The sequence below is a fragment of the Bordetella genomosp. 10 genome, from assembly GCF_002261225.1.
Classification (GTDB): Bacteria; Pseudomonadota; Gammaproteobacteria; order Burkholderiales; family Burkholderiaceae_B; genus Bordetella_C.
On sequence record NZ_NEVM01000005.1, the window covers coordinates 3,332,888 to 3,356,272 of the forward strand.

At 68.8% G+C, this 23,385-nt stretch carries 21 protein-coding genes; 5 read left to right on the plus strand and 16 right to left on the minus strand.

Annotated features, from left to right (window positions below; genetic code table 11):
• Positions 1-51: 51 nt before the first annotated feature.
• The 5 genes from CAL29_RS30930 to CAL29_RS30950 all read right to left on the minus strand — a co-directional run bounded on the left by CAL29_RS30930 (position 52) and on the right by CAL29_RS30950 (position 3,783).
• The gene (locus tag CAL29_RS30930) at positions 52-780 is read right to left on the minus strand and encodes an amino acid ABC transporter ATP-binding protein (RefSeq protein ID WP_094856653.1); all 729 of its coding nucleotides are present in this window, start codon (positions 778-780) and stop codon (positions 52-54) included.
• Positions 761-1,417: an amino acid ABC transporter permease gene (locus CAL29_RS30935; RefSeq protein WP_094856654.1), complete on the minus strand. Its 657-nt coding sequence runs from the start codon at positions 1,415-1,417 to the stop codon at positions 761-763. Before CAL29_RS30935 ends, CAL29_RS30930 begins: the two co-directional genes overlap by 20 nt.
• Positions 1,414-2,082, minus strand: coding sequence for an amino acid ABC transporter permease (locus tag CAL29_RS30940; RefSeq protein ID WP_094856655.1), 669 nt, complete (start codon positions 2,080-2,082; stop codon positions 1,414-1,416). The genes CAL29_RS30935 and CAL29_RS30940 overlap by 4 nt, the downstream gene beginning before the upstream one ends.
• Positions 2,083-2,092: 10 nt before the next feature.
• A complete protein-coding gene (locus CAL29_RS30945; RefSeq protein ID WP_094856656.1) occupies positions 2,093-2,875 on the minus strand; it encodes a transporter substrate-binding domain-containing protein in 783 nt (260 codons plus the stop codon).
• A gap of 215 nt (positions 2,876-3,090) precedes the next feature.
• Positions 3,091-3,783 (minus strand): GntR family transcriptional regulator, encoded by a 693-nt coding sequence (locus tag CAL29_RS30950; RefSeq protein ID WP_094856657.1) that lies wholly within the window; start codon positions 3,781-3,783, stop codon positions 3,091-3,093.
• 136 nt (positions 3,784-3,919) lie between these two features.
• Here CAL29_RS30950 and CAL29_RS30955 point away from each other — a divergent pair, with 136 nt between their 5' ends.
• Entirely contained in the window at positions 3,920-5,182 is a 1,263-nt protein-coding gene (locus tag CAL29_RS30955; protein ID WP_094856658.1) for a M20/M25/M40 family metallo-hydrolase, read from the plus strand.
• A gap of 55 nt (positions 5,183-5,237) precedes the next feature.
• Here CAL29_RS30955 and CAL29_RS30960 read toward each other — a convergent pair whose 3' ends face one another.
• Positions 5,238-6,494, minus strand: coding sequence for a hydantoinase/carbamoylase family amidase (locus CAL29_RS30960; protein ID WP_094856659.1), 1,257 nt, complete (start codon positions 6,492-6,494; stop codon positions 5,238-5,240).
• A 99-nt stretch (positions 6,495-6,593) separates the two neighbouring features.
• Positions 6,594-7,550 carry a tripartite tricarboxylate transporter substrate binding protein gene (locus tag CAL29_RS30965; protein ID WP_094856660.1) on the minus strand — a complete coding sequence of 319 codons (957 nt, stop codon included), beginning with the start codon at positions 7,548-7,550 and terminating at the stop codon, positions 6,594-6,596.
• Positions 7,551-7,755: 205 nt separating this feature from the next.
• Between CAL29_RS30965 and CAL29_RS30970 the strand changes: the two genes are divergently transcribed.
• Positions 7,756-8,946, plus strand: coding sequence for an acetylornithine transaminase (locus CAL29_RS30970; protein ID WP_094856661.1), 1,191 nt, complete (start codon positions 7,756-7,758; stop codon positions 8,944-8,946).
• Between the two features lie 125 nt (positions 8,947-9,071).
• Here the strand turns inward: CAL29_RS30970 and CAL29_RS30975 are convergent, their stop codons facing one another.
• The 5 genes from CAL29_RS30975 to CAL29_RS30995 all read right to left on the minus strand — a co-directional run bounded on the left by CAL29_RS30975 (position 9,072) and on the right by CAL29_RS30995 (position 15,913).
• Positions 9,072-11,069 (minus strand): acetyl-CoA carboxylase biotin carboxylase subunit, encoded by a 1,998-nt coding sequence (locus tag CAL29_RS30975; RefSeq protein WP_094856662.1) that lies wholly within the window; start codon positions 11,067-11,069, stop codon positions 9,072-9,074.
• 42 nt (positions 11,070-11,111) lie between these two features.
• Positions 11,112-12,719, minus strand: a complete 1,608-nt coding sequence (locus CAL29_RS30980) for a carboxyl transferase domain-containing protein (RefSeq protein ID WP_094856663.1) — start codon at positions 12,717-12,719, stop codon at positions 11,112-11,114.
• Between the two features lie 231 nt (positions 12,720-12,950).
• Positions 12,951-14,132 carry an acetyl-CoA C-acyltransferase gene (locus CAL29_RS30985; RefSeq protein WP_094856664.1) on the minus strand — a complete coding sequence of 394 codons (1,182 nt, stop codon included), beginning with the start codon at positions 14,130-14,132 and terminating at the stop codon, positions 12,951-12,953.
• Between the two features lie 14 nt (positions 14,133-14,146).
• On the minus strand, positions 14,147-15,325 hold the full coding sequence (locus CAL29_RS30990; RefSeq protein WP_094856665.1) for an isovaleryl-CoA dehydrogenase: 1,179 nt from the start codon (positions 15,323-15,325) through the stop codon (positions 14,147-14,149).
• A gap of 210 nt (positions 15,326-15,535) precedes the next feature.
• The gene (locus CAL29_RS30995) at positions 15,536-15,913 is read right to left on the minus strand and encodes a MerR family transcriptional regulator (protein WP_094856666.1); all 378 of its coding nucleotides are present in this window, start codon (positions 15,911-15,913) and stop codon (positions 15,536-15,538) included.
• Positions 15,914-16,059: 146 nt separating this feature from the next.
• Between CAL29_RS30995 and CAL29_RS31000 the strand changes: the two genes are divergently transcribed.
• Positions 16,060-17,127 carry an MBL fold metallo-hydrolase gene (locus CAL29_RS31000; RefSeq protein WP_094856667.1) on the plus strand — a complete coding sequence of 356 codons (1,068 nt, stop codon included), beginning with the start codon at positions 16,060-16,062 and terminating at the stop codon, positions 17,125-17,127.
• Here CAL29_RS31000 and CAL29_RS31005 read toward each other — a convergent pair whose 3' ends face one another.
• Positions 17,128-17,796, minus strand: a complete 669-nt coding sequence (locus tag CAL29_RS31005; RefSeq protein ID WP_094857016.1) for a LysE family translocator — start codon at positions 17,794-17,796, stop codon at positions 17,128-17,130.
• A gap of 219 nt (positions 17,797-18,015) precedes the next feature.
• On the opposite strand from CAL29_RS31005, the gene metC reads away from it, so the two are divergent.
• Positions 18,016-19,221: a cystathionine beta-lyase gene (gene metC, locus CAL29_RS31010; protein ID WP_094856668.1), complete on the plus strand. Its 1,206-nt coding sequence runs from the start codon at positions 18,016-18,018 to the stop codon at positions 19,219-19,221.
• A gap of 210 nt (positions 19,222-19,431) precedes the next feature.
• On the opposite strand, the gene CAL29_RS31015 is transcribed toward metC, so the two are convergent.
• The 3 genes from CAL29_RS31015 to argS all read right to left on the minus strand — a co-directional run bounded on the left by CAL29_RS31015 (position 19,432) and on the right by argS (position 22,718).
• On the minus strand, positions 19,432-20,055 hold the full coding sequence (locus CAL29_RS31015) for a thiol:disulfide interchange protein DsbA/DsbL (protein WP_094856669.1): 624 nt from the start codon (positions 20,053-20,055) through the stop codon (positions 19,432-19,434).
• Positions 20,056-20,255: 200 nt separating this feature from the next.
• Complete coding sequence (locus CAL29_RS31020) at positions 20,256-21,026, minus strand: SPOR domain-containing protein (RefSeq protein ID WP_094856670.1); 771 nt, start codon at positions 21,024-21,026, stop codon at positions 20,256-20,258.
• A gap of 6 nt (positions 21,027-21,032) precedes the next feature.
• Positions 21,033-22,718, minus strand: coding sequence for an arginine--tRNA ligase (gene argS, locus CAL29_RS31025; RefSeq protein WP_094856671.1), 1,686 nt, complete (start codon positions 22,716-22,718; stop codon positions 21,033-21,035).
• Between the two features lie 306 nt (positions 22,719-23,024).
• Here argS and CAL29_RS31030 point away from each other — a divergent pair, with 306 nt between their 5' ends.
• Positions 23,025-23,369 carry a DUF1840 domain-containing protein gene (locus CAL29_RS31030; RefSeq protein WP_094856672.1) on the plus strand — a complete coding sequence of 115 codons (345 nt, stop codon included), beginning with the start codon at positions 23,025-23,027 and terminating at the stop codon, positions 23,367-23,369.
• Positions 23,370-23,385: the final 16 nt, after the last annotated feature.

Here is a 23,385-nt window from a genome sequence, read left to right on the forward strand (position 1 = left end):
GCAACTAGTGCAATAAGGCGCCGCGCGGGCCATCCCCGCGCGGCGCGCGCTTCAGTGCGTCATCCCGAGGAATTGCCGCAGCTCCGGCGTGCGCGGCTCGCCGAACACTTCCTCCGGCGGCCCGCTCTCATGCACCTTGCCCTGGTGCATGAAGACCACGCGATCGCAGACCTCGCGCGCGAAACGCATTTCGTGGGTCACCATCAGCAGCGTCATGCCGTCGGCGGCCAGGCCGCGCACGACGGCCAGCACCTCGTTGACCAGTTCCGGATCCAGGGCGGAAGTGATCTCGTCGCACAGCAGGGCGATGGGCTGCATCGCCAGGGCGCGCGCGATGGCCACGCGCTGCTGCTGTCCGCCGGACAACTGGTCCGGCCAGGCGTCGAACTTGTGGCCCAGGCCGACCCGCTCCAGCATGGCGCGCGCCAGCGCTTCGGCCTCGGCCTCCGCCAGCTTGCGCGTGACCATGGGCGAGAGCATGACGTTGCGGCCGGCGGTCAGGTGCGGAAACAGGTTGAACTGCTGGAAGATCATGCCGACCTTCAGCCGCAGCGCGCGCAGGTGCAGGTCGTCCGGCACCAGCTTGGCCTCGGCCACCATGATCGCGCCGCTGTCCAGCGTTTCCAGCCCGTTGATGCAGCGTAGCAGGGTGCTCTTGCCGGAGCCGCTCTTGCCGATGATGGCGATGACTTCGCCGGGCTCGACGCGCAGCGTGACGCCCTTGAGCACTTCATTCGCGCCAAAGCTCTTGCGGATATCTTCAATGGCGATGAGGGGCATTGAGCTTCCTTTCCAGGCGCAGGCTGGCGCGCGACAGCGGCCAGCACAGGACGAAGTAGATCAGCGCGGCCATGCCGTACACCGTGAACGGATTGAACGTCGCGTTGGTGATGACGGTGCTGGCCTTGGACAATTCGGTGAAACCGATGATGGACGTGAGCGCCGTGCTCTTGACGATCTGCACGGCGAAACCCACCGTGGGCGCCACGGCGATGCGCATCGCCTGGGGCAGCACGACGTAGCGCATCTGCTGGACGTAGCCCATGGCCAGGCTGGCCGAGGCCTCCCACTGCCCGCGGTTGATCGATTCGACGCAGCCGCGCCAGATCTCGGCCAGGAAGGCGGCCGACCACAGGATCAGCGCGCTGCCGGCGGCCAGCCACGCCGGCACGTCGATGCCGGCCAGCGACAGGCCGAAGAAGGCCAGGAACAACTGCATGAGCAGCGGCGTGCCCTGGAAGAGCTCGATGAAGGCCCAGGCAGTGCGCCGCATCCAGCGCGGGCGCGAGACCCGCATCAGCAGCACGGCCAGGCCCAGCAGGGCCCCGCCGGCGAAGGCGACCAGGGCCAGCAGCACGGTCCAGCGCGCGGCCAGCACGAGGTTGCGCGCGATGTCCCAGAGGGTGAAGGTCATCATCGCGCCGCCCTCCGGAACAGCCGCTGGCCCAGCAGGCGCAGCACCTGGCGCAGGACGATGGCCAGCAGCAGATAGATCGCCGTGGTGACGATGTAGACCTCGAAGGCGCGGAAGTTGCGCGACTGTATGAAGTTGGCCGCGAAGGACAGGTCCTCGGCGGCGATCTGCGAGCACACCGCCGAGCCCAGCATCACGATCACGATCTGCGAGGACAGGGCCGGCCACACGCGCGAGAGCGCCGGCTTGAGCACGATGTGGCGGAAGACTTCCAGGCGCGTCATGGCCAGGCTGGCGCCGGCCTCGTACTGGCCGCGCGGCGTGGCCGCGATGCCGGCGCGGACGATTTCCGCGCTGTAGGCGCCCAGGTTCACCGCCATCGCCAGGCAGGCCGCCTGCATTTCGCCCAGGTGCACGCCCAGCGCCGGCAGGCCGAAGAAAATGAAGAAGAGCTGGATCAGGAAGGGGGTGTTGCGGATCAGTTCGACGTAGGCCGTGACGAAAGGCCGCAGCCAGCGCGGCCCTTCCGTGCGCGCCCAGGCCGCCGCGATGCCGATGGCCACCCCCGCCACCGCGCCGACGGCGATCAATTCCACCGTCACGCCCAGGCCCTTGACGAGCACGGGCGTGTAGTCGGCGATCGACAGGAAGTCGAATCGATAGGCCATGGGGGGCTGCTTACAGGCCGGCCGGCAGGTCGCTGCCCAGCCACTTCCTGGAAATGGTGTTCAGCGAGCCGTCCTTCTTGGCGTCGGCCAGGATGGCGTTGACCTTGGCCTGCAAGGACGATTCGCCCTTGTTCAGGCCGATGTAGCAGGGCGAGTTCTTGATGAGGAACTTGGTCTCCGGCTTCTTGGGCGGATTCCTGGCCAGGATGGCGGCCGCCACCACGTTGCCCGTGGCGATCAATTGCACCTGGTTGGAGAGGAAGGCGCTGATGGTGCCGTTGTTGTCCTCGTAGCGCTTGATGGTGGCGTCGGCGGGCGCGATCTTGCTCAGCTCGATGTCCTCCACCGCGCCGCGCGTCACGCCTATGGTCTTGCCCGACAGGTCCGAGGCCTGGGTGGCCTTGATATTGGCCGGACCGAAGACGCCGTTGAAGAACGGCGCATAGGCGTCCGTGAAGTCGATGACCTTTTCGCGCTCCGCGTTCTTGCCCATGCTGGAGATCACCAGGTCGACCTTGTTGGTCTGCAGGTAGGCGATCCGGTTGGCGCTGGTCACCGGCACCAGCTCCACCGTGACGCCGAGGCGGCTGGCGATCAGCTTGGCCGTGTCGATGTCGTAGCCGAGGGGCTTGAGGTCGGGGCCGACGGAGCCGAAGGGCGGGAAGTCCTGCGGCACCGCGACACGCAGGCTGCCGCTCTTCATGATGTTGGCCAGTGCATCGGCGTGGGCGGCCGGCGCGCCGGCCAGGGTGGCGGCGGCGCACAGCGCGAGCAGCAGTTGACGACGATTCATGCGGGGCTCCCTACATGGCAAGAGAAGAATGAGTTTGCACACCAGATCGGTATACAAAAACTTCCATGCAATATCCGTGCCATCGGTTTTCCGGGGCCCAGGGAGGCCGGATGCCGGGGGGAAGGGGTGCCGCTCAGGCTCGTCGGGAAACAGGTTCGCGCACCATCGTGGTGGGCGCCGCACCGCCATGGTGCGAGAGATAGGGCGCGCGTGCGTCAGGTCAGCAGCGCGGCGACCAGGCCGCCGCGCGGCCGGGGAGCGTCCTCGAAATCCAGCGCCTGCTCGACGTGCTCCAGGTGTTCCACCATCAGCGCGCATGCGCGCTCGACGTCGCCTTCGCGGGCCACGCGCAGGAACTCGCGATGTTCGTCCGAGGAGCAGACGGCATCCATGGTGGACTGGTAGAAGGCCGTGATGACGGAGCTGCGCGCGGACAATTCGCGCAGCATTTCGGTCAGCACCGTATTGCCGGCCACCTCGGCCAGCAGCAGGTGGAAGTCGGCGAGCAGCAGGTTGCGCAGGCGCACGTCCTCGCGGGCAGCGATCTTGCGTTCGTCCTTCAGGTGGCGCTCGATGCGCCGATAGTCCGCCGGCGTCGCGCGCGCGACGAATTCGCGCACCATCGCCACTTCCAGGATGCGGCGCACGGCGAAGATATCGCGCGCCTCCTCGGCGGTGGGCTTGCTGACGAAGGCGCCCTTGTCGGGGACGGTGGTGATCAGCTTGTCCTTGGTCAGCATCAGCAGCGCCGCCCGTATCTTCGTCCGGCTCACGCCATAGGCGCGAGCCAGCGCCTCCTCCCGCAAGCGGGTGCCGGGCGGCAGCCGCTGGGAGATGATGGCGCGGGCAATGTCGGCGGCAATGTCCTCGCCGTTCATGTCCGAAGTGGCAGTGGTCTCGTTTTTCATGACAGCCCGTTTCCTGACGCGGTGTAAGTCTACCCACAAAATTCCGGCACCGGTATTGAATACAAAAATTACATGCATTACAGTGGCCGAACCATGCGGGCGCCGGCCGTCGCGCCGCGACACGAAGGCACACCCAATGAGCATCGACACATTTCATCCCGCGCTGTTGTCCTTCATCGAACAGGCGCATCCCGACCAGATCGAATTCCTGCGCGAAGTGGTGCGCGTGCCGTCCGACAATCCGCCGGGCGATTGCGCCCCGCTGGGCCGCCGCGCGGAAGCGCTGCTGACGGCCCTGGGTTTTGCCGTCGAGGCGCTGCCGGTGCCGGAGGCGCAGGTGCGCGCCAACGGCATGGTGTCGGCGACCAACCTGATCGTGCGCAAGCGCTTCGGCGAGGGCGGTCCGGTGATCGCGCTGAACGCGCACGGCGACGTGGTGCCGCCCGGCCAGGGCTGGACCCACGATCCCTACGGCGGCGACGTCGTGCAGGACCCGCAGCACGGCCCGGTCATGTACGGCCGCGGCGTGGCAGTGTCGAAGTCCGATTTCGCGACGTATACGTGGGCCCTGCTGGCGCTGCTGGAAGCGCAGCGCCAGGGCGCGCCGCTGCGCGGCACGGTGGAGCTGCACCTGACCTTCGACGAGGAAGCCGGCGGCGAGATCGGCCCGGGCTATCTGCTCGCAGGCGGCTACAGCAAGCCCGACTATGCGATTTCCGCGGGCTTCTCATACGGCATCACGTCGGCCCACAACGGCTGCCTGCACGTGGAGGTGGCGGTGCGCGGCCAGCAGGCGCACGCGGCGATGCCCGATACCGGCGTCGACGCGCTGGAGGCGGCCACGCACGTGCTGGGCCGTCTCTACGCGTTTCGCGAGACGCTGGCGCAGCGCCGCTCGGCCACGCCGGGCATCGGCAGTCCGACCCTGACCGTCGGCCTGATCGAGGGCGGCATCAATACCAACGTGGTGCCCGACCTGGTGACCTTCCGCATCGACCGCCGCATGATCCCCGAGGAAGCGGGCAGCGACGTCGAAGGCGAATTGCGCGCGCTGGTCGAGGACGCCGTGGCGCAGCGCCCCGGCGCGACGGCGGCGGTGCGCCGCATCATGCGGGCCGAGCCGCTGGTGCCGCTGGTGGGTTCGGAACGGTTGATCGAGCCGCTGCGCCGGCATGCCCAGGCCGTCATGGGCGCCGAGATTCCGGTGCAGGGCGTGCCGCTATATACCGACGCGCGGCACTACACGCAGCACGGCGTGCCCACGGTGCTGTACGGCGCCGGCCCGCGCACGCTGATGGAGGCGCGCGGCCACAACACGGACGAGAACCTGCGGTTGAACGATCTGCTCAAGGCCACCAAGGTGGTGGCCTTGACGCTGGCGGACCTGTTGTCGGCGTAGTGTCGGCGTAGTGTCGGCGTAACGTCCGCGCGACGTCCGCATCGCGCGCGGCGGCTCAGGACGCGGCGGCGAGTTCCTGCAGGAAGGCCGCGGTGGCCTCGGCCGCCAGTTGCGCATCCTCGACGGTGATGATTTCCAGCGGGTTGTGGCTGATGCCGCCATTGCCGCAGCGGACGAAAAGCATGCTCATCGGCGCCGCCTGGCCGACCATCATGGCGTCGTGGCCGGCGCCCGAAGGCAGTTCATGGACGGGCGCGCCGCACGCCGCGATGGCCTTGGCCCATAGCGCCCGTTCGCGCGGCGCGCAGGCCGACGCGGTCTTGCGCATGACTTCCTCGGTCTCGCAGCGCACGCCGCGGCGCTGGCAGATTTCCGCGATGCGGGCTTCGATGTCGGCCAGGGCGGCGTCGCGCATGCCGTCTTCCGGCGCGCGCAGGTCCAGCGAAAGGCGGCAGACCCCCGGCACGACATTGACCGAGCCGTTCACCACCTGCAAGGTGCCGACCGTGCCGACCAGGCCCGGCACGCTGGCGCAACGCTGCTCGACGTAGAGAATGATCTCGGCGGCGGCGCAGGCGGCGTCGTGGCGCATGTCCATGGGTGTGGTGCCCGCATGGCTGGCCAGGCCCGTGAGCGTGAGGATGCGGCGCACGCCGCCGTTGATCGCGGTGACCACGCCCAGGGGCAGGCCGCGGTCCAGCAGGACGGGGCCCTGTTCGATATGGACTTCGAAGTAATGCCGCATGCGTTCGACGTCCGTGGCGCACGCGCCGCTCCCGGCCGGGTCCAGGCCGGCGGCCGCGATGGCCTCGCGCATGGTGACGCCGTCGGCGTCGGCCTTGTCCAGGACGGTGGCGTCGAAGCGGCCGACGTAGGCGGACGAGCCGAGGAAGGTGCTGCCGAAGCGCAGGCCTTCTTCTTCCGAGAAAGCGACGACTTCCAGGTCGTAGGGAAGTCGTTGGCCGCGGGCGTGGAGATCGGCGACGATAGCCATGGGCAGCAGGATGCCGAGGCGTCCATCGTATTTGCCGCCGTCGCGCACGGTGTCGTAATGGCTGCCGGTGGCGACCAGGGCGGGCTGCTTCACCGCGCCGTCGGCGCGGTACAGGCCGATGACGTTGCCGACGGGGTCGTGGCGCACCTCGTCGAAGCCGGCTTGCCGCATCCAGGCGTCGAGCTGCGCGGCGACGGCGCGGTGGGCGGGGGTCATGTAGGCGCAGGTCAGGCCGCCGGGCTGGTCGGTGTGGACGGCCAGTTCGGCCGACCAGGCCATGATGCGGGCGCCGGGGGAGAGGGAGGAATCAGCGGGCATGGTGCGAGGGGATGTGTGGCCGGCCTGGTTCGAGATCCAGGCCGGTTTTTCCTGGAATCGCACAGTGTACGGCCGGCCCGCGGTCTCCGGTGCGCCCGCTCAGTCGACCTGGGCGCCCGAGACGCGGACGGCGTCGCCCCACTTCTTGACTTCGGTGGCCATGAAGGCGCCGGTTTCGGTGGGGCTCATGGGCATGGGCTCGGCGCCGCGGTCGCGCAGGAACTTGGTCATGTCCTCGCTGTCCAGGACACCCTGGATGCGCCGGTTGAGTTCGGCGACGATGGGCGCCGGCGTGCCCTTGGGCGCCAGGATGGCGGCCCAGCCGATGGCCTCGAAGCCGGGATAGCCGGTCTCGGCGACCGTCGGGACGTCGGGCAACTGAGGCAGGCGCTTCGCGGTGGTGACGGCCAGGGCGATGGCCTTGCCGCTCTTGACGTGCGGCAGGCCCGCGGTCACCGAGTCCACCATCAGCGGAACCTGGTTGCCCAGGAAGTCCGCCTGGGCCGGGCCGCTGCCCTTGTAGGGGATGTGGCGGATGTCGACCTTGGCGGCCGCCTTGAACAGTTCGGCCGAAAGATGCTGCGTGCCGCCGATGCCGGCGCTGGCATAGGCCAGGGCGCCCGGCTGCGCGCGCGCCTTCTTGACGAGGTCCTGCATGCTGGTAATGCCGGACTGGGGCGTGGCCAGGAACATCAGGGGCACCGAGAAGACGCCGGACACGGGCGCGAAGTCGTCCGCCAGGCTGTAGTCCAGCTTCTTGTACAAGGTCTGGTTGACCGCCGCGGCGCTGCCGGCGATGACCAGGGTGTAGCCGTCCGGCGCCGAGCGGGCCGCCTGCGCCATGCCGATGTTGCTGCCGGCGCCGGCGCGGTTGTCGACGATGATGGTCTGCTTGAGTTGCGTGCCCAGCTTCTCGGCCAATGCGCGGGCGAAGATGTCGGTCGCCTGTCCCGGCGGGAAGGGCACGATCAGGCGGATGGCATGGTCGGGATAGTCGGCGTGCGCCGCGAAGGCGGCCGCGGCCAGCGTGGCGCCGGCGATGAGTTTCTTGAACATGGTCGAGGTAAGGCTCGGGAAATTCGGGGAGCTGCGGGGCCCGGTGTCTCGTGGAGGCGACTACGGCGCCTTTCCGGGTGTTTTTTCGGTATGGGTTTTGACGAAAGCGGCGGCTTTTGGCGAAAGCTGTCATCCCAGGGTGCTAAATTTACCCTTTTGCCCGCCGGCGCGCCCGGCGGGGTGTCCTTCCCCTTCTGGAAACGCCATGGACTTCAACCAGTACAACGTCAACACCCTCATGGAAATCACTTCCCGGCCGGACCTGGTGTTCGTGCGCGGTCAGGGTTCCTGGCTGGAGGACAATACTGGCAAGCGATATCTGGATTTCATCCAGGGTTGGGCCGTGAACTGCCTGGGCCACAGCGCTCCGGAAATGATCCGCGCCCTCACCGAACAGGGCGGCAAGCTGATGAACCCGTCGCCCGCCTATTTCAACGAGCCCTCGCTGCAACTGGCCGAGCGCCTGACCCGCTCGTCGGTGTTCGACCGCGTGTTCTTCGCCAATAGCGGCGCCGAGGCCAACGAGGGCGCCATCAAGCTGGCCCGCAAGTGGGGCCGCGTGAACCGCAACGGCGCCTACAAGATCATCACCATGGACCACAGCTTCCATGGCCGCACCATCGCCACCATGTCGGCGTCGGGCAAGCCGGGCTGGGACAAGATGTTCGCGCCCCAGGTGGATGGGTTCCCCAAGGCCGAGCTGAACGACCTGGAGTCCGTGCGCAAGCTGATCGACGCGCAGACGGTGGCCGTTATGCTGGAACCGATCCAGGGCGAAGGCGGCGTCATTCCCGCCACCGCGGAATTCATGCAGGGCCTGCGCAAGCTGACCGACGAGCACGGCATCCTGCTGATCGTGGATGAAGTGCAGACCGGCATGGGCCGCACCGGCACGATGTACGCCTACCAGCAGTCCGGCATCACGCCGGACATCATGACGCTGGGCAAGGGCATCGGCGGCGGCGTGCCGCTGGCCGCCCTGCTGGCGCGCCAGGACGTCAGCGTGTTCTCGCACGGCGAACAAGGCGGAACGTACAACGGCAACCCGCTGATGACGGCGGTGGGTGTGGCGGTGTTCGACGCGCTGTCGGCGCCGGGCTTCCTGGACGCCGTGCAGGCGCGCGGCCGCCAGTTGTCCGAAGGCCTGCTGGCCCTGTCCGCCAAGTGGGGCATGCGCGGCGAACGCGGCGCCGGCCTGCTGCGCGCGCTGGTGATGGACCGCGACGACGGCCCCGCCATCGTCGACGCGGCTCGCAAGCTGAACCCCGAAGGCCTGCTGTTGAACGCCCCGCGCGGCAACCTGCTGCGCTTCATGCCCGCGCTGAACGTCACGGAGCAGGAAGTCGAGAGCATGCTGAAGACGCTGGATGGCCTGATTACCGCGATTCGCAAGTAATCCGTCCTCGCGGAAGGAAGACAGGGCGCCGTTCAACGAACGGCGCCCTTGTTTTTTGAGGCCGGGTTTCTTGTGGTGCCGCTAGTCCGGCAGCGGCGCCGCTGCCTGTGGGACAGCCGGCGCCCTCACACGAGCGCGATCAGCACCGCGCCTTCGGCCACCTGTTCGCCGACGGCGTGGAAGATCTCGGCCACTTCGCCGTCGGCGCCGGCGGTGATGGTGTGCTCCATCTTCATCGCTTCCATGACGAGCAGGGGCTGGCCCTTTTCGACCTTGTCGCCCGCGGCGACGTGGATCGCGATGATCTTGCCCGGCATGGGCGCGCTCATGTCGCCGGCATGCTCGCCCGCCTCCTCGCCGGCGTGCGCCAGCGGATCGTGGCGCGCCAGGACATGGGTGGCGCCGTCCAGGAACACATAGGCCGATTCCCCTTCCAGCAGCACGTCGCCGGTGTAGTCGCGCCCGCCCAACTGGATGCGCACGCGCGCGCCCTTGCCCTGCCAGGCGAAGGGCCGTGGGCCTGTTGTCGGTCCTTCGGCCTCATCGAGCGTCCAGCCATCGTGCGCGCGCGCCAGGCGCACGGCGCGCGGCGTGTCGCCGTCGAGCCAGGTCAGCGTGCGGCCGTAGCCGCCGCCGACGCGCCATCCGTCGGTGGCTGCCCAGGGATCGGGCGCGGTGTGCGCGGCGGCGATCGCTTCCTGCGTCAGCAGGGCCGCGCTGGCCAGCGCGAGCGCCGCCAGGGGCGCGGCCGCCCGCGGCGGCAACAGGGTGGCGCGCCGGCGCTCGATCAGTCCCGTGTCGAGGTCCGCCGCCGCGAAAGCCTCGTCGCGCATCAGCCGGCCGAGAAAGGCGGCATTGGTATGCACCCCCACCACGCGGGTCTGCGCCAGCGCCTGGATCATGCGGGCGCGCGCCTCGTCGCGGTCGGCGCCATGCACGATGAGCTTGGCGATCATCGGGTCGTAATAGGGCGTGATGGCGTCGCCCGCCCGCACGCCGCCGTCCACGCGCACGTCGCCCCGCGCGAAGGCCGCATGGGAAGGCAAGGCCAGATGCGCCAGCGTGCCGATGGAGGGCAGGAAGCCGTTGTCCGGGTTCTCCGCGTACAGCCGCGCCTCGATGGCATGGCCGTGGATCTCCAGGTCCTCCTGCCGCGCCGGCAGCGGCGCGCCGGCCGCCACGCGCAACTGCCATTCGACCAGGTCCTGGCCGGTGATGGCCTCCGTCACGGGATGCTCGACCTGCAGGCGCGTATTCATCTCCATGAAGTAGAAGCGGCCGTCGGGCTCGGCGATGAATTCCACCGTGCCGGCGCCCACGTAGCCCACCGCGCGCGCGGCGGCGACCGCGGCGGCGCCCATCTCGGCGCGGCGCTGCGGCGTCATGCCGGGCGCGGGCGCTTCCTCGATGACTTTCTGGTGGCGCCGCTGCACCGAGCAATCGCGCTCGAACAGGTAGACGCACTGTCCCTGGGTGTCGGCGAAGACCTGGATTTCGATGTGGCGCGGCTTTTGCAGGTAGCGTTCGATCAGCACGCGATCGTCGCCGAAACTCGCGGCCGCCTCGCGCCGGCAGGACGCCAGGGCCTCGGCGAACAGCGCCGATTTCTCCACCACGCGCATGCCTTTGCCGCCGCCGCCCGCGCTGGCCTTGATCAAGACCGGGTAGCCGATGGCGTCGGCCTGCGCGTGCAGGAAGCCGGCGTCCTGCTCGTCGCCGTGATAGCCCGGCACCAGCGGCACGCCGGCCTTCTCCATCAGCGACTTGGCGGCCGACTTGCTGCCCATGGCGGCGATGGCCGCCGGCGGCGGTCCGACGAAGACCAGCCCGGCCCGCGCCGCCTTGTTGGCGAATTCGGCGTTCTCGGACAGGAAGCCATAGCCGGGATGGATGGCCTGCGCGCCCGTGTCCAGGGCGGCCTGGAGGATGACGTCGCCGCGCAGATAGCTGTCGCGCGGTTCGGGGCCGCCGATGCGGACGGCCTGGTCGCACACCGCCACGTGGCGGGCGTGCGCGTCGGCATCCGAATAGACCGCCACCGTGCGTATGCCCAGCCGGCGCGCCGTGGCGGCGATGCGGCAGGCGATTTCGCCGCGATTGGCAATGAGCAGGGTCGAGAACATGCGGGCTCCTGTGCGGGGGCGCGGAAGGGTGCGGGTTGGAAACTACATCCGGAACACGCCGAAGCGGGTGTCCTCGGTGGGCGCGTTCAGCGCCGCGGAAAGCCCCAGCGCCAGGACACGGCGGGTGTCCGACGGCGCGATGATGCCGTCGTCCCACAACCGCGCGGTGGCGTGCAGGGGATGCCCTTCCTTGTCGTATTGGGCGCGGATGGGCGACTTGAAGGCTTCCTCCTCGGCCGCCGGCCATTGCCCGCCGCGCGCCTGGATGCCGTCGCGCTTGACCGTGGCCAGCACGCTGGCGGCCTGCTCGCCGCCCATCACGGAGATGCGCGCGTTGGGCCACATGAACAGCAGGCGCGGCGAATACGCGCGGCCGCACATGCCGTAGTTGCCGGCGCCGAAGGAGCCGCCGATCAGCACGGTGAACTTGGGCACGGCGGCGGTGGCGACGGCGGTGACCATCTTGGCGCCGTGGCGCGCGATGCCCTCGTTCTCGTATTTGCGTCCGACCATGAAGCCGGTGATGTTCTGCAGGAAGACCAGCGGGATCTTGCGCTGCGCGCACAGTTCGATGAAGTGCGCGCCCTTCTGCGCCGATTCGGAGAACAGGATGCCGTTGTTGGCGACGATGCCCACGGGCATGCCGTGGATGTGGGCGAAGCCCGTGACCAGCGTGGCGCCGAAGCGCGCCTTGAATTCGTCGAAGGCGGAGTCGTCGACGATGCGCGCGATGACCTCGCGCACGTCGTAGGGCTTGCGCGTGTCGGCGGGGACGATGCCGTCCAGTTCCGCCGGGTCGTAGCGCGGCGGCAGCGCCGGCGCCAGGGCGATGTCCGGCTGCTTGCGCCGGTTCAGGCGCGCCACCGCGTCGCGCGCCAGGCGCAAGGCGTGATGGTCGTTGTTGGCCAGGTGGTCGGCCACGCCCGACAGGCGGGTGTGGACGTCGCCGCCGCCCAGGTCCTCGGCGCTGACTTCTTCGCCGGTGGCGGCCTTCACCAGCGGCGGGCCGCCCAGGAAGATGGTGCCTTGCTCGCGCACGATGATGGATTCGTCGCTCATGGCGGGCACGTAGGCGCCGCCGGCCGTGCACGAACCCATCACCACGGCGATCTGCGCGATGCCTTGCGCGGACATCTGGGCCTGGTTGTAGAAGATGCGGCCGAAGTGGTCGCGGTCGGGGAACACCTCGTCCTGGCGCGGCAGGTTGGCGCCGCCGGAATCGACCAGGTAAATGCAGGGCAGGCGGTTCTGCGCGGCGATCTCCTGCGCGCGCAGATGCTTCTTCACCGTTATCGGATAGTAGGTTCCGCCCTTGACCGTGGCGTCGTTGCAGACGACGACGCATTCGACGCCGGACACGCGGCCGATGCCGGTGATCAGGCCGGCGCCCGGCGCCTCGCCGTCATACATGCCGTGCGCGGCCAGCGGCGACAGTTCGAGGAAAGGCGTGCCCGGATCCAGTAGTTGCTCGACGCGATCGCGCGGCAGCAGCTTGCCGCGCGCCACGTGCCTGGCGCGCGCCTGTTCGCCGCCGCCCAGGGCCGACCGGGCCATGTGCTCGCGCACGGCGTCGAGCTGCGCGCGCATGGCGGCGGCATTGTCGGCGTATTCCTGCGAGCGCGTGTCGATGCGCGATTCGATGATGGGCATGCGAAGCGATATCCAGTGTGGACAGGCCCCGGGAGCGCGCCAGCGGCCGCGCGCCTTGGCGACCTGCGCGAAACAGGGGTGGGACGATGCGCGGCCGGGTCCTACGCGGCCGCAAGGACGGCCGTGTAGGGACTGCGCATAGGGTTGCGAACGGGGTTCCGAACAGAACGGCCGCAAACGCGCCGCGACACCGCCGGCGGGGATCGCCGGCGCCGCCGCGGCGGGCGTGCGTTACGCCATTTCGATGGCCATCGCCACGGCTTCGCCGCCGCCGATGCACAGCGTCGCCACGCCGCGCTTGCCGCCATGCTTGCGCAGCGCGCCGATCAGCGTGGTGACCAGGCGCGCGCCCGAGGCGCCGATGGGATGGCCCAGCGCGGTCGCGCCGCCGTGCACGTTGACCTTGTCGTGAGGCAGGTCGAATTCCTTCATCGCGGCCATGGTGACCACGGCGAAGGCTTCGTTGATCTCATACAGGTCGACGTCGGACGGCTTCCAGCCGGTCTTCTTGAACAGGTTGCGCAGGGCGCCCACCGGGGCGGTGGTGAACCATTCCGGCTCCTGCGAGTGCTGCGCGTGGGCGACGATGCGCGCCAGCGGCTTGAGGCCCAGCTTCTCGGCGGTGGAAGCGCGCATCAGCACCATCGCGGCGGCGCCGTCGGAGATCGACGCGGAGGTGGCGGCCGTCACGGTGCCGTCCTTCTTGAAGGCCGGCTTGAGCGTGGGGATCTTCTCCGGCATGGCCTTGGTCGGCGCTTCGTCGGTGTCGACCACGGTGTCGCCCTTGCGGCCGGCGACGGTGACGGGGGCGATTTCCCACTTGAAGGAGCCGTCCTCGGAGGCCGCGCGGGCGCGCCGCAGCGATTCGGTGGAAAAGGCGTCCTGCTGCTCGCGCGTGAACTCGTACTTGCCGGCGCACTGCTCGGCGAACACGCCCATGGCCGTGCCCTTTTGATAGGCGTCCTCCAGGCCGTCCAGCGCCATGTGGTCGTAGATCGTGGAGTGCCCGTAACGGTAGCCCTGGCGGCCCTTGAGCATCAGGTAGGGGGCGTTGCTCATGCTCTCCTGGCCGCCCGCCACGACGACGTCCACCGAGCCGGCCAGCAGCAGGTCGTTGCCCAGCATGGCGGCCTTCAGGCCCGAACCGCATACCTTGTGGATGGTGGAGCACGCCACGTTCTTGGGCAGGCCCGCGCCCAGCGCGGCCTGGCGCGCCGGCGCCTGGCCCTGGCCGGCCTGCAGCACGTTGCCCATGATGACTTCGTCGACCTGCTCGGGCTTGATGCCCGCGCGTTCGACGGCGGCCTTGATGGTCGCCGCGCCCAGCTCGTGCGCGGCGAGGCCCGACAGGCTGCCCAGCATGCCGCCCATGGGCGTACGGGCAACGGATACGATGACGACGGGATCGGACATAGTGGTCTCCTGACTTAAGCAGTTTCGTTGAATAGTTCGCGGCCTATCAGCATGCGGCGGATTTCACTGGTGCCGGCGCCGATTTCGTATAGTTTCGCATCGCGCCACAGCCGGCCAGTAGGGTATTCGTTGATGTAGCCGTTGCCACCCAGGATTTGTACGCCTTCTCCGGCCATCCAGGTGGCCTTTTCCGCGGTATGGAGGATGAGGGCTGCGCAATCCTTGCGCACCTGGCGCACATGGCCGGCGCCCAGGCGGTCCAGGTTGCGGCCGACGGCATAGCAGAAGGCGCGGCTGGCCTGCAGCGTGGTGTAGAGGTCGGCCACCTTGCCCTGGATCAACTGGAATTCGCCGATGGCCTGGCCGAACTGCTTGCGCTCGTGGATGTAGGGAACGACGACGTCCATGACCGCCTGCATGATGCCCAGCGGCCCGCCCGCCAGCACCGCGCGTTCGTAGTCCAGGCCGCTCATCAGCACCTTGACGCCGCCGTTGACCTCGCCCAGGACGTTTTCCGCCGGCACTTCGCAGTCCTGGAACACCAGTTCGCCGGTATGGCTGCCGCGCATTCCCAGCTTGTCCAGTTTCTGCGCCACGGAAAAGCCGGGGAAATGTTTTTCCACCAGGAAGGCGGTGATGCCGCGCTGGTGCGCTTGCGGATCCGTCTTGGCGTAGACCACCAGCACGTCGGCGTCGGGGCCGTTGGTGATCCACATCTTGGTGCCGTTGAGCACGTAGCGGTCGCCTTTTTTCTCGGCGCGCAGGCGCATGCTCACCACGTCGGAGCCGGCGCCCGGTTCGCTCATCGCCAGGGCGCCGATGTATTCGCCGGAGATCAGCTTGGGCAGGTAGCGGTCTTTCTGGGCGGCCGTGCCGTTGCGGTGGATCTGGTTGACGCACAGATTGGAATGCGCGCCGTAGGACAGGCCCACCGAGGCGCTGGCGCGCGAGATTTCCTCCATGGCGATCATGTGCGCGAGGTAGCCCATCGCGGCGCCGCCGTACTCCTCGGACGCCGTCATGCCCAGCACGCCCAGGTCGCCGAACTTGCGCCACAGGTCCATGGGGAACTGGTCGCTGCGGTCGATTTCCGCCGCGCGCGGCGCGATTTCCGTCTGGGCGAAATGGCGCAGCGTGTCGCGCAGCATGTCCAGGTCGGCGCCCAGGCCGAAATCCAAGCCAGGAAGATCCATGTGTCTGCCTCCGGATACCCGTCCGCCGGCTGGAGCCCGCGGCGCGGCGTCGCGCTGTGCGACGGTGGTCGTTGTTCTGAAAACCTGGATCGTCTGGCTGGCATGATGCGCCTCGCCAGGCGCGACGGCAATGCTGCGCCGCTTATATTACGTTTACGTAAACGTAAGATCAAGCGGCCGAGCGCGCGAAAAGCGCATGCGGGCGGGCGTTCAGGACTGGGCGCCCAGCAGGTCGCGGCAGGCCTTTTCCTGCGCCGCGATTTCCGTCAGGGTTTCGTCGATGTCCCGCCGCTGGCTTTCCAGTTGTTCCCGGTGGCGTTGCAGGACGGACAGGTATTCGCGCAACTGCGGCGCGGTGTCGCCCGGACCGTCGTACATGTCGATGAGCGAGCGTATTTCCGAGAGCAGCAGGCCCAGGCGCTTGCCGCGCAGGGCCAGCTTCAGCCGGGCGCGGTCGCGCGTGCCGTAGACGCGGTTGCGGCCGTCGCGGGCAGGGCTGACGATGCCCTGGTCTTCATAGAAGCGGATGGTGCGCGGGGTGATGTCGAACTCGCGCGCAAGTTCCGAGATGGTCCAGGAGGGAGTCATGGGCATTTTGCAGCTTACGTAAACGTAACTTATGATGGCCCGAGGAGGACGTCAAGCATGGCGCGTCGCGGGGTCGCAGTACGCCGCGGTATGTTGCGTTGCGGCGTTACGCTGAGAACCGGCCCTTAGACGTGGAGAACGCGGCCATGAATCCCGATGAACACAAGTTGACCTACCCCTGGGGCGACGCCTTGCCCGAACCCGGCCGCGCCATCGACGTCGCCGACGGCGTGCGCTGGATACGCATGCCGCTGCCGTTCGCGCTGGACCACATCAATCTGTGGCTGCTGCGTGACGAGATCGACGGCCGCGCGGGCTGGACCGTGGTCGATTGCGGCGTCAGCCGCGACAACGTCAAGGCCCTGTGGGAGCAGGTGTTCGAGAACGTGCTGGACGGCCTGCCCGTCCTGCGCGTGCTGGTCACCCATATGCACCCCGACCACGTCGGCCTGGCCGACTGGCTGTGCCGGCGCTGGAACGCGCCGCTGTGGATGACGATGACGGATTACGCGCTGGCCTGCCTGTGGTCGCGCTCGCATGGGTCGGGCGCGGGCGGCGAGGCGGCGGTGGCGCACTTCTCGCGGCACGGCATGACCGATCCGGCGTCGCTGGACAAGCTGCGCGAGCGCGTCGGCTATTACCCCAACCTGGTGCCCTCGGTGCCCGAACGCTTCACCCGCATCATGCACGGCGACCGGCTGCGCATCGGCGGCCGCGATTGGCGCGTGATCGTCGGCTACGGCCACGCGCCGGAGCATGCCTCGTTCTATTGCGAGCAGGCCGGCGTGATCATCACCGGCGACATGGTGCTGCCGCGCATTTCGACCAACGTCAGCGTGTTCGACCACGAGCCGGACTCGGATCCCTTGAGGCGCTATCTGGAGTCCCTGGACGGCTACGACGGCGTGCCGGAAGAGACGCTGGTGCTGCCTTCGCACGGGCGCCCCTTCAAGGGCCTGCACGAGCGCATCGGCCAGCAGCGGCGCCATCATGCGGAACGCCTGGCCGAAGTCCTGCAAGCCTGCGCCCAGCCGCGCAGCACGGCGGACATCGTGCCCATCATGTTCAAGCGCCCGCTGGACCTGCACCAGATGACGTTCGCGATGGGCGAGGCGCTGGCGCACCTGCACATGCTGTACTACCAGGGCAAGCTCTCGCGCCGCACCGGCGAGGACGGCATCGTGCGCTTCCAGGCCGAGGCCGCCGCGCGGTGATCAGCGGCTGACGGCCAGCCGCAGCGCCAATCCCACGAACACCACGCCCGCGCACGCGTCCAGCGCGCGGCGCGCGCCGGGCGAGCGTTGCAGCAGCGCGCCGGCCGCGCCCGAGCAGATGGCGATGGCGCTGAACACCAGCAGCGTGGCCAGCATGAACAGCACGCCCAGGAGAACGATCTGCGGCGCGGCGGGGCCGGCCTGGGGCGCGGTGAATTGCGGCAGGAAGGCCAGGAAGAACAGGACCACCTTGGGATTGGTGAGATTCATGATGATGCCGCGCCGGTACAGCGCGCCGGCATCCGGCGGCAAGGCCGCCCGCGCGCCGGCCTGCCCGCCCTGCGCCGCGTCCGCCGCCGCGGCGCCGGCCGCTGGCCGGCGTAGCAGTGAACGCAGGATCTGCCAGGCAAGATAGAGCAGGTAAGCCGCGCCGCACAGGCGCAGGACCAGCAGCGCCGCCGGCCATGCCGCCAGGAGCGCCGCCAGTCCCGCGGCCACCGCGGCCGTGTGTCCCACCAGGCCGGTGCACAGCCCCAGCACCACCATCAGGCCGGCGCGCCGGCCCCACAGTGCGGACTGCATCAGGACGAAGAGATTGTCGGGGCCGGGGGCGAGCGCCAGCAGCACGGCGATGCCGAAGAAACTGAGCAGGGTATGGAGATCGGGCATGATGCCGTGATGATAGCCGCGGACCGGCGCGGCCTTCATGGCCTTCGTCGCCTTCGGGGCCGAAGCGCCGTCTGGCGCGGCACAGACCGGCGGCCATCCCGCCACGGATTTGCTTATTGCCCGCGCGCGCGCCGCGGCAATCGATCCGGGGCGCGATCCTGGGTACTATAGGCCCCTGATCCTTTCCCGCATCGCCCACGAAAACGCGACATACACGCCATGGCTTCCTCGTCTTCCAAGCATCTCGAAACGCAGTTGCAACACATCGGCACCGCCGACTTCGATCCGGACACGGGCTCGGCGCCCGTCGCGCTGCCTTCCATGCGGACCAGCACGGTGCGCTTCCGCGACCTGTCGGCCCTGGAGGACGCGCAGCGGCGCAAAGGCAGGGGCGAACGCGCCGTGACCTATGGCCGCATGGGCATGGACACCCACATCGCGCTGGAAGATGCCTTCAAGCGCCTCGAAGGCGGCGAGCAGGCCTACCTTGCGTCGTCCGGCCTGTCTGCCATCACGCTGACCTTCATGGCCTTCCTGTCCGCCGGCGACCACGCGCTGGTGTCGGACAACGTCTACGGTCCCGTGCGCCTGCTCGACCAGGAAGTGCTGCGCCGCATGGGCATCGAGATCACGTATTTCGCGCCGAACCGGGAGGAAATCGACGGCCTGGTGCGGCCCAACACCAAGCTGCTGTACGTGGAATCGCCCGGCTCGCTGCTGTTCGAGATGCTGGACATTCCCGCGCTGGCGCGCCAGGCGCGGCGCCACGACCTGGTGCTGGCGGTGGACAACACCTGGGGCTCCGGCTACATCTATCAGCCCCTGAAGCTGGGCGCGCAGGTATCCGTGGTGGCCGGCACCAAGTACGTGGGCGGCCATTCCGACCTGATGCTGGGTGCGGTGGTGACCAACGACGCGGACATCGGCCTGCGCCTGAACAAGACCCAGTACGCCATGGGCTATTCCATCAGCGCCGACGACGCCTGGCTGGCCCTGCGCGGCGTGCGCACGCTGCCGGTGCGCATGGCGCAGCATGCCCGCCACGCGATGCAGGTCTGCGCCTGGCTGCAGGCGCGGCCCGAAGTGGCCCGCATCTATCATCCCGCCTGGCCCTCCGACGCCGGCCATGCCTTGTGGCAGCGCGACTGCACCGGCTCGAACGGCATGCTGGCGGCCGCCCTCAAGTTGACGCCCGCGCAGGCCCGCCGCTTCGTCGACGCCCTGCAACTATTCGGCATCGGCTTCTCGTGGGGCGGCTACGAAAGCCTGGTCCAACTGGTCGACGCCGGCACCCTGCAATCCCACCGCTACTGGGACCAGGACAACGCCGCCCTCGTCCGCCTGCACATCGGCCTGGAAGCCCCGGAAGACATCATCGCCGACCTGGCCCAAGCCCTCGACGCCGCGCAAAACGCGTCTGCCTGAAAAAAGAAGCGGAGCCGCACCCCAGCGCGCCTCCGCTTCTTCACTGTCCAATCCTAAGATCCGTGACTCGACCAAGATTCCGCGTGGTTTAAGTTGTCCCTGATCTCATTTAAGGACTCCACCCAATCGCAGACACCGCGGATCCGGGTCTCCCGGTCCGCTGGTGTCGCCCCCCTGGGGGGGCCGCGCTCCGCGCGGTACGGGGGGGCCTCACCTAGCCATGGGAATCAGCTTGTCCACCTCGGCGAGCGCGCCTTCGTAGCTATTGCCGGCCAGCACCGGCGAGGTCAGGAACTTGCCGCCCACGCCGAACGACGGGGTGCCGTCGATGTGATAGGCCTCGGCCAACTGGTCGGCGCGCTGGACTTCGGTCTGCACCGTGAAGGAATCGAACACCGAGTCGAACTTGGCGCGATCCACGCCCTGCTCCGCGGCCCAGTCGCCGATCGACTTCTTGTCGAACAGGCGCTTGTGATCCACGTGCAGCGCGGCGAAGAACTTGGGATGCAGGTCGGGACGGCCCAGCGCTTCCAGCGTGTAATACAGTTGCTGCATCGGCTTCATGGCGGCGTTGAAGGCCACCGGCACCTGCTTGAGCACCACATCCGGCGGCGCGGTCTTGGCCCAGTTCAGCACCATGGGCTCCATGGCGTTGCAGTGCGGGCAGCTATAGGCGAAGAATTCCAGGACCTCGATCTTCCCCGGGGTGTCCGAGGGCCGCGGCGGATTGACCACCACGTAAGCCTGGCTGCCCTGGGCATGGCTGAGGGGCGCGAACAGCGTGGTGGCCGCGAGGGCGGTGGCGGCCAGCAGGCGGGCAAGCAATTTGGTCATGTCAGTCGGGTTCCGGGGAAGTTGTATCAGCAAAAAATGGAATCAGCCTAGGCATCGTGGGCCAGAGCGCGAATTAGCTAAGAGACCGTGAATCGCGGCCGGAGTTCCTGGCCCGCGGCGGGGCCAGGGCGGCGCGCCCCTCCCGTCGCCGCGCGAATCTCCCCCGAGGAGGGATTCGCGCTTGGGGCGGCCCATCCCGCTCATTGGCGCATGACCGCCACTTCGATCTTGCTTTCGCCCAGGCGCGCGCGCGCCCGGTTCATGTCGTCGAGCCGGTTGAAGGGGCCGACCCGCACGCGGTGCAGCGTCTTGCCGTTGACCTCCGCGCGCTGCACGGCCACCGGCAGGCCCAGCAGGATGATGCGCGCCTTCATGGCCTCCGCCTCGTCCGCGCCGCGATAGGCGCCCGCCTGCAGGTAATAGGCGCCCTTGCCGTCCTTCGCATCCTTGGCGGCCGCCGCGGGGGCCGTGGGCGCATTGCTGGCCACGACCGCCGGCGCCTTGGCCGCGGGCTTCTCAGGCGCCTTGTCGCGCGCCTTCTCGGCGGGTTTGGCAGCGGCGGGCTTGTCGGCCGCGCCGCGCGCGCTCAGGGCCTCGTCGGACGGCAGGGTGGCGATCAGCGCCCCCAGGTCGTCCGGCTGCTGCGGGTTGGACGGCGCGGCCTGCGGGGTCGGCTGCGCGCCCGGCACCGGCGCCGGCGTCGTGGCGGTGGGGCCGCTGGGGGCCGTGCCCGCGGGGCCGTCGCGTCCGTACAGCCCGGCATTGGGATCGGGCGCGGTGCGCACGTCCGGCAAGGCCTTCTGGTCGGCGTCGCGGGTGGCGCGGTCGACGAAGGGCACGGGCGCGCGCGTGACGTAGAAGGCCACGCCGGCGGCCACGATCAGGCCGATCAGCAGGCCGGCCAGGATGCCGTAGAGGGTGCTGCCGCGTTCGGATTTGCGCCGGGCGGCGGGTTTGCGTTTGGTCGCCATCTGGATCTACATGCGCTCGGGCGCGGAAACGCCCAGCAGGGCCAGGCCGTTGGCCAGCACCTGGCGGGTGGTCGCGGCCAGGCGCAAGCGGGCGCGCTTGAGGTCGGCATCGTCGACCAGCACGCGCTCGGCGTTGTACCAGGCATGGAAATCGGCGGCGCAGTCGCGCAGCCAGAAGGCGATGTGGTGCGGCGCCAGTTCCTGCGCGGCCAGCTTGACCACCTGGGGCAGTTCGGCCAGGCGCTGCATCAGGGCGAATTCGGACGGCGCCGTCAGGCGCGCCGGATCGGCCTGGGCGATGGCCTCGGCGCTTTCGCCGGATTGCGCCACCATCGAGCAGATGCGCGCGTGGGCGTACTGGATGTAGTAGACCGGGTTCTCGTCGCTCTGCGACAGCGCCAGGTCGACGTCGAAGACGAATTCGGTATCGGCGCGGCGCTGGATCAGGAAGTAGCGCACGGCATCGCGGCCGACCCAGTCGATCAGGTCGCGCATGGTGACGTAGCTGCCGGCCCGCTTGGAGATCTTGACCTCCTCGCCGCTGCGCATCACCTTGACCATCTTGTGCAGCACGTAGGCCGGATAGTCCTTGGGAATGCCGATCTCCAGGGCTTGCAGGCCGGCGCGCACGCGCGCCACCGTGCCGTGGTGATCGCTGCCCTGGATGTTGACGGCGCGATGGTAGCCGCGCTCCCACTTGGTGACGTGATAAGCCACGTCCGGAACGAAGTAGGTGTAGCCCCCTTCGCTCTTGCGCATGACGCGGTCCTTGTCGTCGCCGGTGCCCAGTTCGGTGGTGCGCAGCCACAGCGCGCCGTCCTGTTCATAGGTGTGGCCGGCGGCGACCAGCTTCTGCACGGTCTGCTCGACGCGCCCGCTGGTGTAGAGCGAGCTTTCCAGGAAGTAGTTGTCGAACTTCAGGTCGAAGGCCTGCAGGTCCAGGTCCTGTTCGCGGCGCAGGTAGGCCACCGCATAGCGGCGGATGTCGTCGAGGTCGTCGAGCTGGCCCGAGCCGATGGTTTCGGTGCCGTCGGCGGCGCGGACGGCCTTGCCGTCGACGTAGTCGCGCGCGATGTCGGCGATGTAGTCGCCCTTGTAGCCGTCGGCCGGATAGCCGGCGTCTTCCGGCCCGATGCCGCGCGCGCGCGCCTGCACGCTGATGGCCAGGTTCTGGATCTGGTTGCCGGCGTCGTTGTAGTAGAACTCGCGCAACACGTCGTAGCCGCTGGCGTCGTACAGGCGGCAGATGGCGTCGCCCAGCGCGGCCTGGCGCGCGTGGCCCACGTGCAGCGGGCCGGTGGGATTGGCGGAGACGAACTCGACCAGCACTTTTTCGGCATTGCGGGGCGCGCGGCCGTAGTCCGCGCCCTGGGCCGCGACGGCGGGCAGCACGGCCTGGCGCGCGGCGGCGGTGTAGCGCAGGTTGATGAATCCGGGTCCCGCCACTTCGGCGCTGTCGATCAAATCGCGCGCGGCCGGGTTGGCCAGCAAGGCGTCGACGATGGCCTGGGCCAGTTCGCGCGGATTGCGCCGCGCCGGCTTGGCCACCTGCATCGCCACGTTGGTCGCCACGTCCCCATGCGCGGCGACCTTGGGCCGTTCCAGCAGGATGTTGGGCTGCACGTCCGGCAGCAGGCCGGCGACGGCGGATTGGATCAGGGAGACAAGCTGTTGTTGTTGCTCGGGGAGCATGGAGACTCGGAAAGAATGAAAAATATCGAAAGGAAGGCGGCAGGCGCGGGTCCGGGCCGGCGCGGCCGTCGCATCGCGCATGGCGGCGACAGGCCGTCGGCGGACGGGGCGCGCGGCCCTCGGGGACGTATCGCCATCGGCTGGGCCAGGACGTGCCTGGGCCCCTTTCCTGGGTACCCCGGATGATAACAGGACCATCCCCCGCGCTGGCATTCCGCGCGGCACCAGGGCGCCGGTTGGCAGGTTCCTCCGCTTTGGGGTAGTGTTGATCAACCGCCGCGCCGCGCGGCCCACTTTGGAAAAGCCATGCTGATCACGTTTCGCTCGAAAGCGGGTGCGGAAGTCCTGATGTTGTCCGAACATGCCGGCCCGCTGCTGCGCGCCGCCGGCAAATCCTTTCCCGAACAATTCCCGGAACGGGGCGTATTCACGCCGGAACAGCTCCAGGCCGCCATCGACGGCATCGAGAAAGCCATCGCGCAGGCGCCCGCGGTCAAGGAAGAGGACGACGACGATGGCGACAAGCCCCCGGTCCATCCCGTGTCCCGGCCCGTGGGGCTACAGCAGCGCGCCTTCCCCCTGCTGGACCTGATGAAGAAATCCCTGGCCAAGGGCGTCACGCTGTCCTGGGAAGCGGCGTCGCCCTGGTAACGCCGTCCCGCAAACG

Coding starts and splice junctions, on each gene's coding strand:
- CAL29_RS31020 (WP_094856670.1), bottom strand. CDS start 21,026: ATGGCGACCAAACGCAAACCCGCCGCCCGGCGCAAATCCGAACGCGGC.
- CAL29_RS30975 (WP_094856662.1), bottom strand. CDS start 11,069: ATGTTCTCGACCCTGCTCATTGCCAATCGCGGCGAAATCGCCTGCCGC.
- CAL29_RS31015 (WP_094856669.1), bottom strand. CDS start 20,055: ATGACCAAATTGCTTGCCCGCCTGCTGGCCGCCACCGCCCTCGCGGCC.
- CAL29_RS30985 (WP_094856664.1), bottom strand. CDS start 14,132: ATGTCCGATCCCGTCGTCATCGTATCCGTTGCCCGTACGCCCATGGGC.
- CAL29_RS30950 (WP_094856657.1), bottom strand. CDS start 3,783: ATGAAAAACGAGACCACTGCCACTTCGGACATGAACGGCGAGGACATT.
- CAL29_RS30970 (WP_094856661.1), top strand. CDS start 7,756: ATGGACTTCAACCAGTACAACGTCAACACCCTCATGGAAATCACTTCC.
- CAL29_RS30995 (WP_094856666.1), bottom strand. CDS start 15,913: ATGACTCCCTCCTGGACCATCTCGGAACTTGCGCGCGAGTTCGACATC.
- argS (WP_094856671.1), bottom strand. CDS start 22,718: ATGCTCCCCGAGCAACAACAACAGCTTGTCTCCCTGATCCAATCCGCC.
- CAL29_RS30980 (WP_094856663.1), bottom strand. CDS start 12,719: ATGCCCATCATCGAATCGCGCATCGACACGCGCTCGCAGGAATACGCC.
- CAL29_RS31030 (WP_094856672.1), top strand. CDS start 23,025: ATGCTGATCACGTTTCGCTCGAAAGCGGGTGCGGAAGTCCTGATGTTG.
- CAL29_RS30930 (WP_094856653.1), bottom strand. CDS start 780: ATGCCCCTCATCGCCATTGAAGATATCCGCAAGAGCTTTGGCGCGAAT.
- CAL29_RS30935 (WP_094856654.1), bottom strand. CDS start 1,417: ATGATGACCTTCACCCTCTGGGACATCGCGCGCAACCTCGTGCTGGCC.
- CAL29_RS31000 (WP_094856667.1), top strand. CDS start 16,060: ATGAATCCCGATGAACACAAGTTGACCTACCCCTGGGGCGACGCCTTG.
- metC (WP_094856668.1), top strand. CDS start 18,016: ATGGCTTCCTCGTCTTCCAAGCATCTCGAAACGCAGTTGCAACACATC.
- CAL29_RS30960 (WP_094856659.1), bottom strand. CDS start 6,494: ATGCCCGCTGATTCCTCCCTCTCCCCCGGCGCCCGCATCATGGCCTGG.
- CAL29_RS30955 (WP_094856658.1), top strand. CDS start 3,920: ATGAGCATCGACACATTTCATCCCGCGCTGTTGTCCTTCATCGAACAG.
- CAL29_RS30945 (WP_094856656.1), bottom strand. CDS start 2,875: ATGAATCGTCGTCAACTGCTGCTCGCGCTGTGCGCCGCCGCCACCCTG.
- CAL29_RS30940 (WP_094856655.1), bottom strand. CDS start 2,082: ATGGCCTATCGATTCGACTTCCTGTCGATCGCCGACTACACGCCCGTG.
- CAL29_RS30990 (WP_094856665.1), bottom strand. CDS start 15,325: ATGGATCTTCCTGGCTTGGATTTCGGCCTGGGCGCCGACCTGGACATG.
- CAL29_RS31005 (WP_094857016.1), bottom strand. CDS start 17,796: ATGCCCGATCTCCATACCCTGCTCAGTTTCTTCGGCATCGCCGTGCTG.
- CAL29_RS30965 (WP_094856660.1), bottom strand. CDS start 7,550: ATGTTCAAGAAACTCATCGCCGGCGCCACGCTGGCCGCGGCCGCCTTC.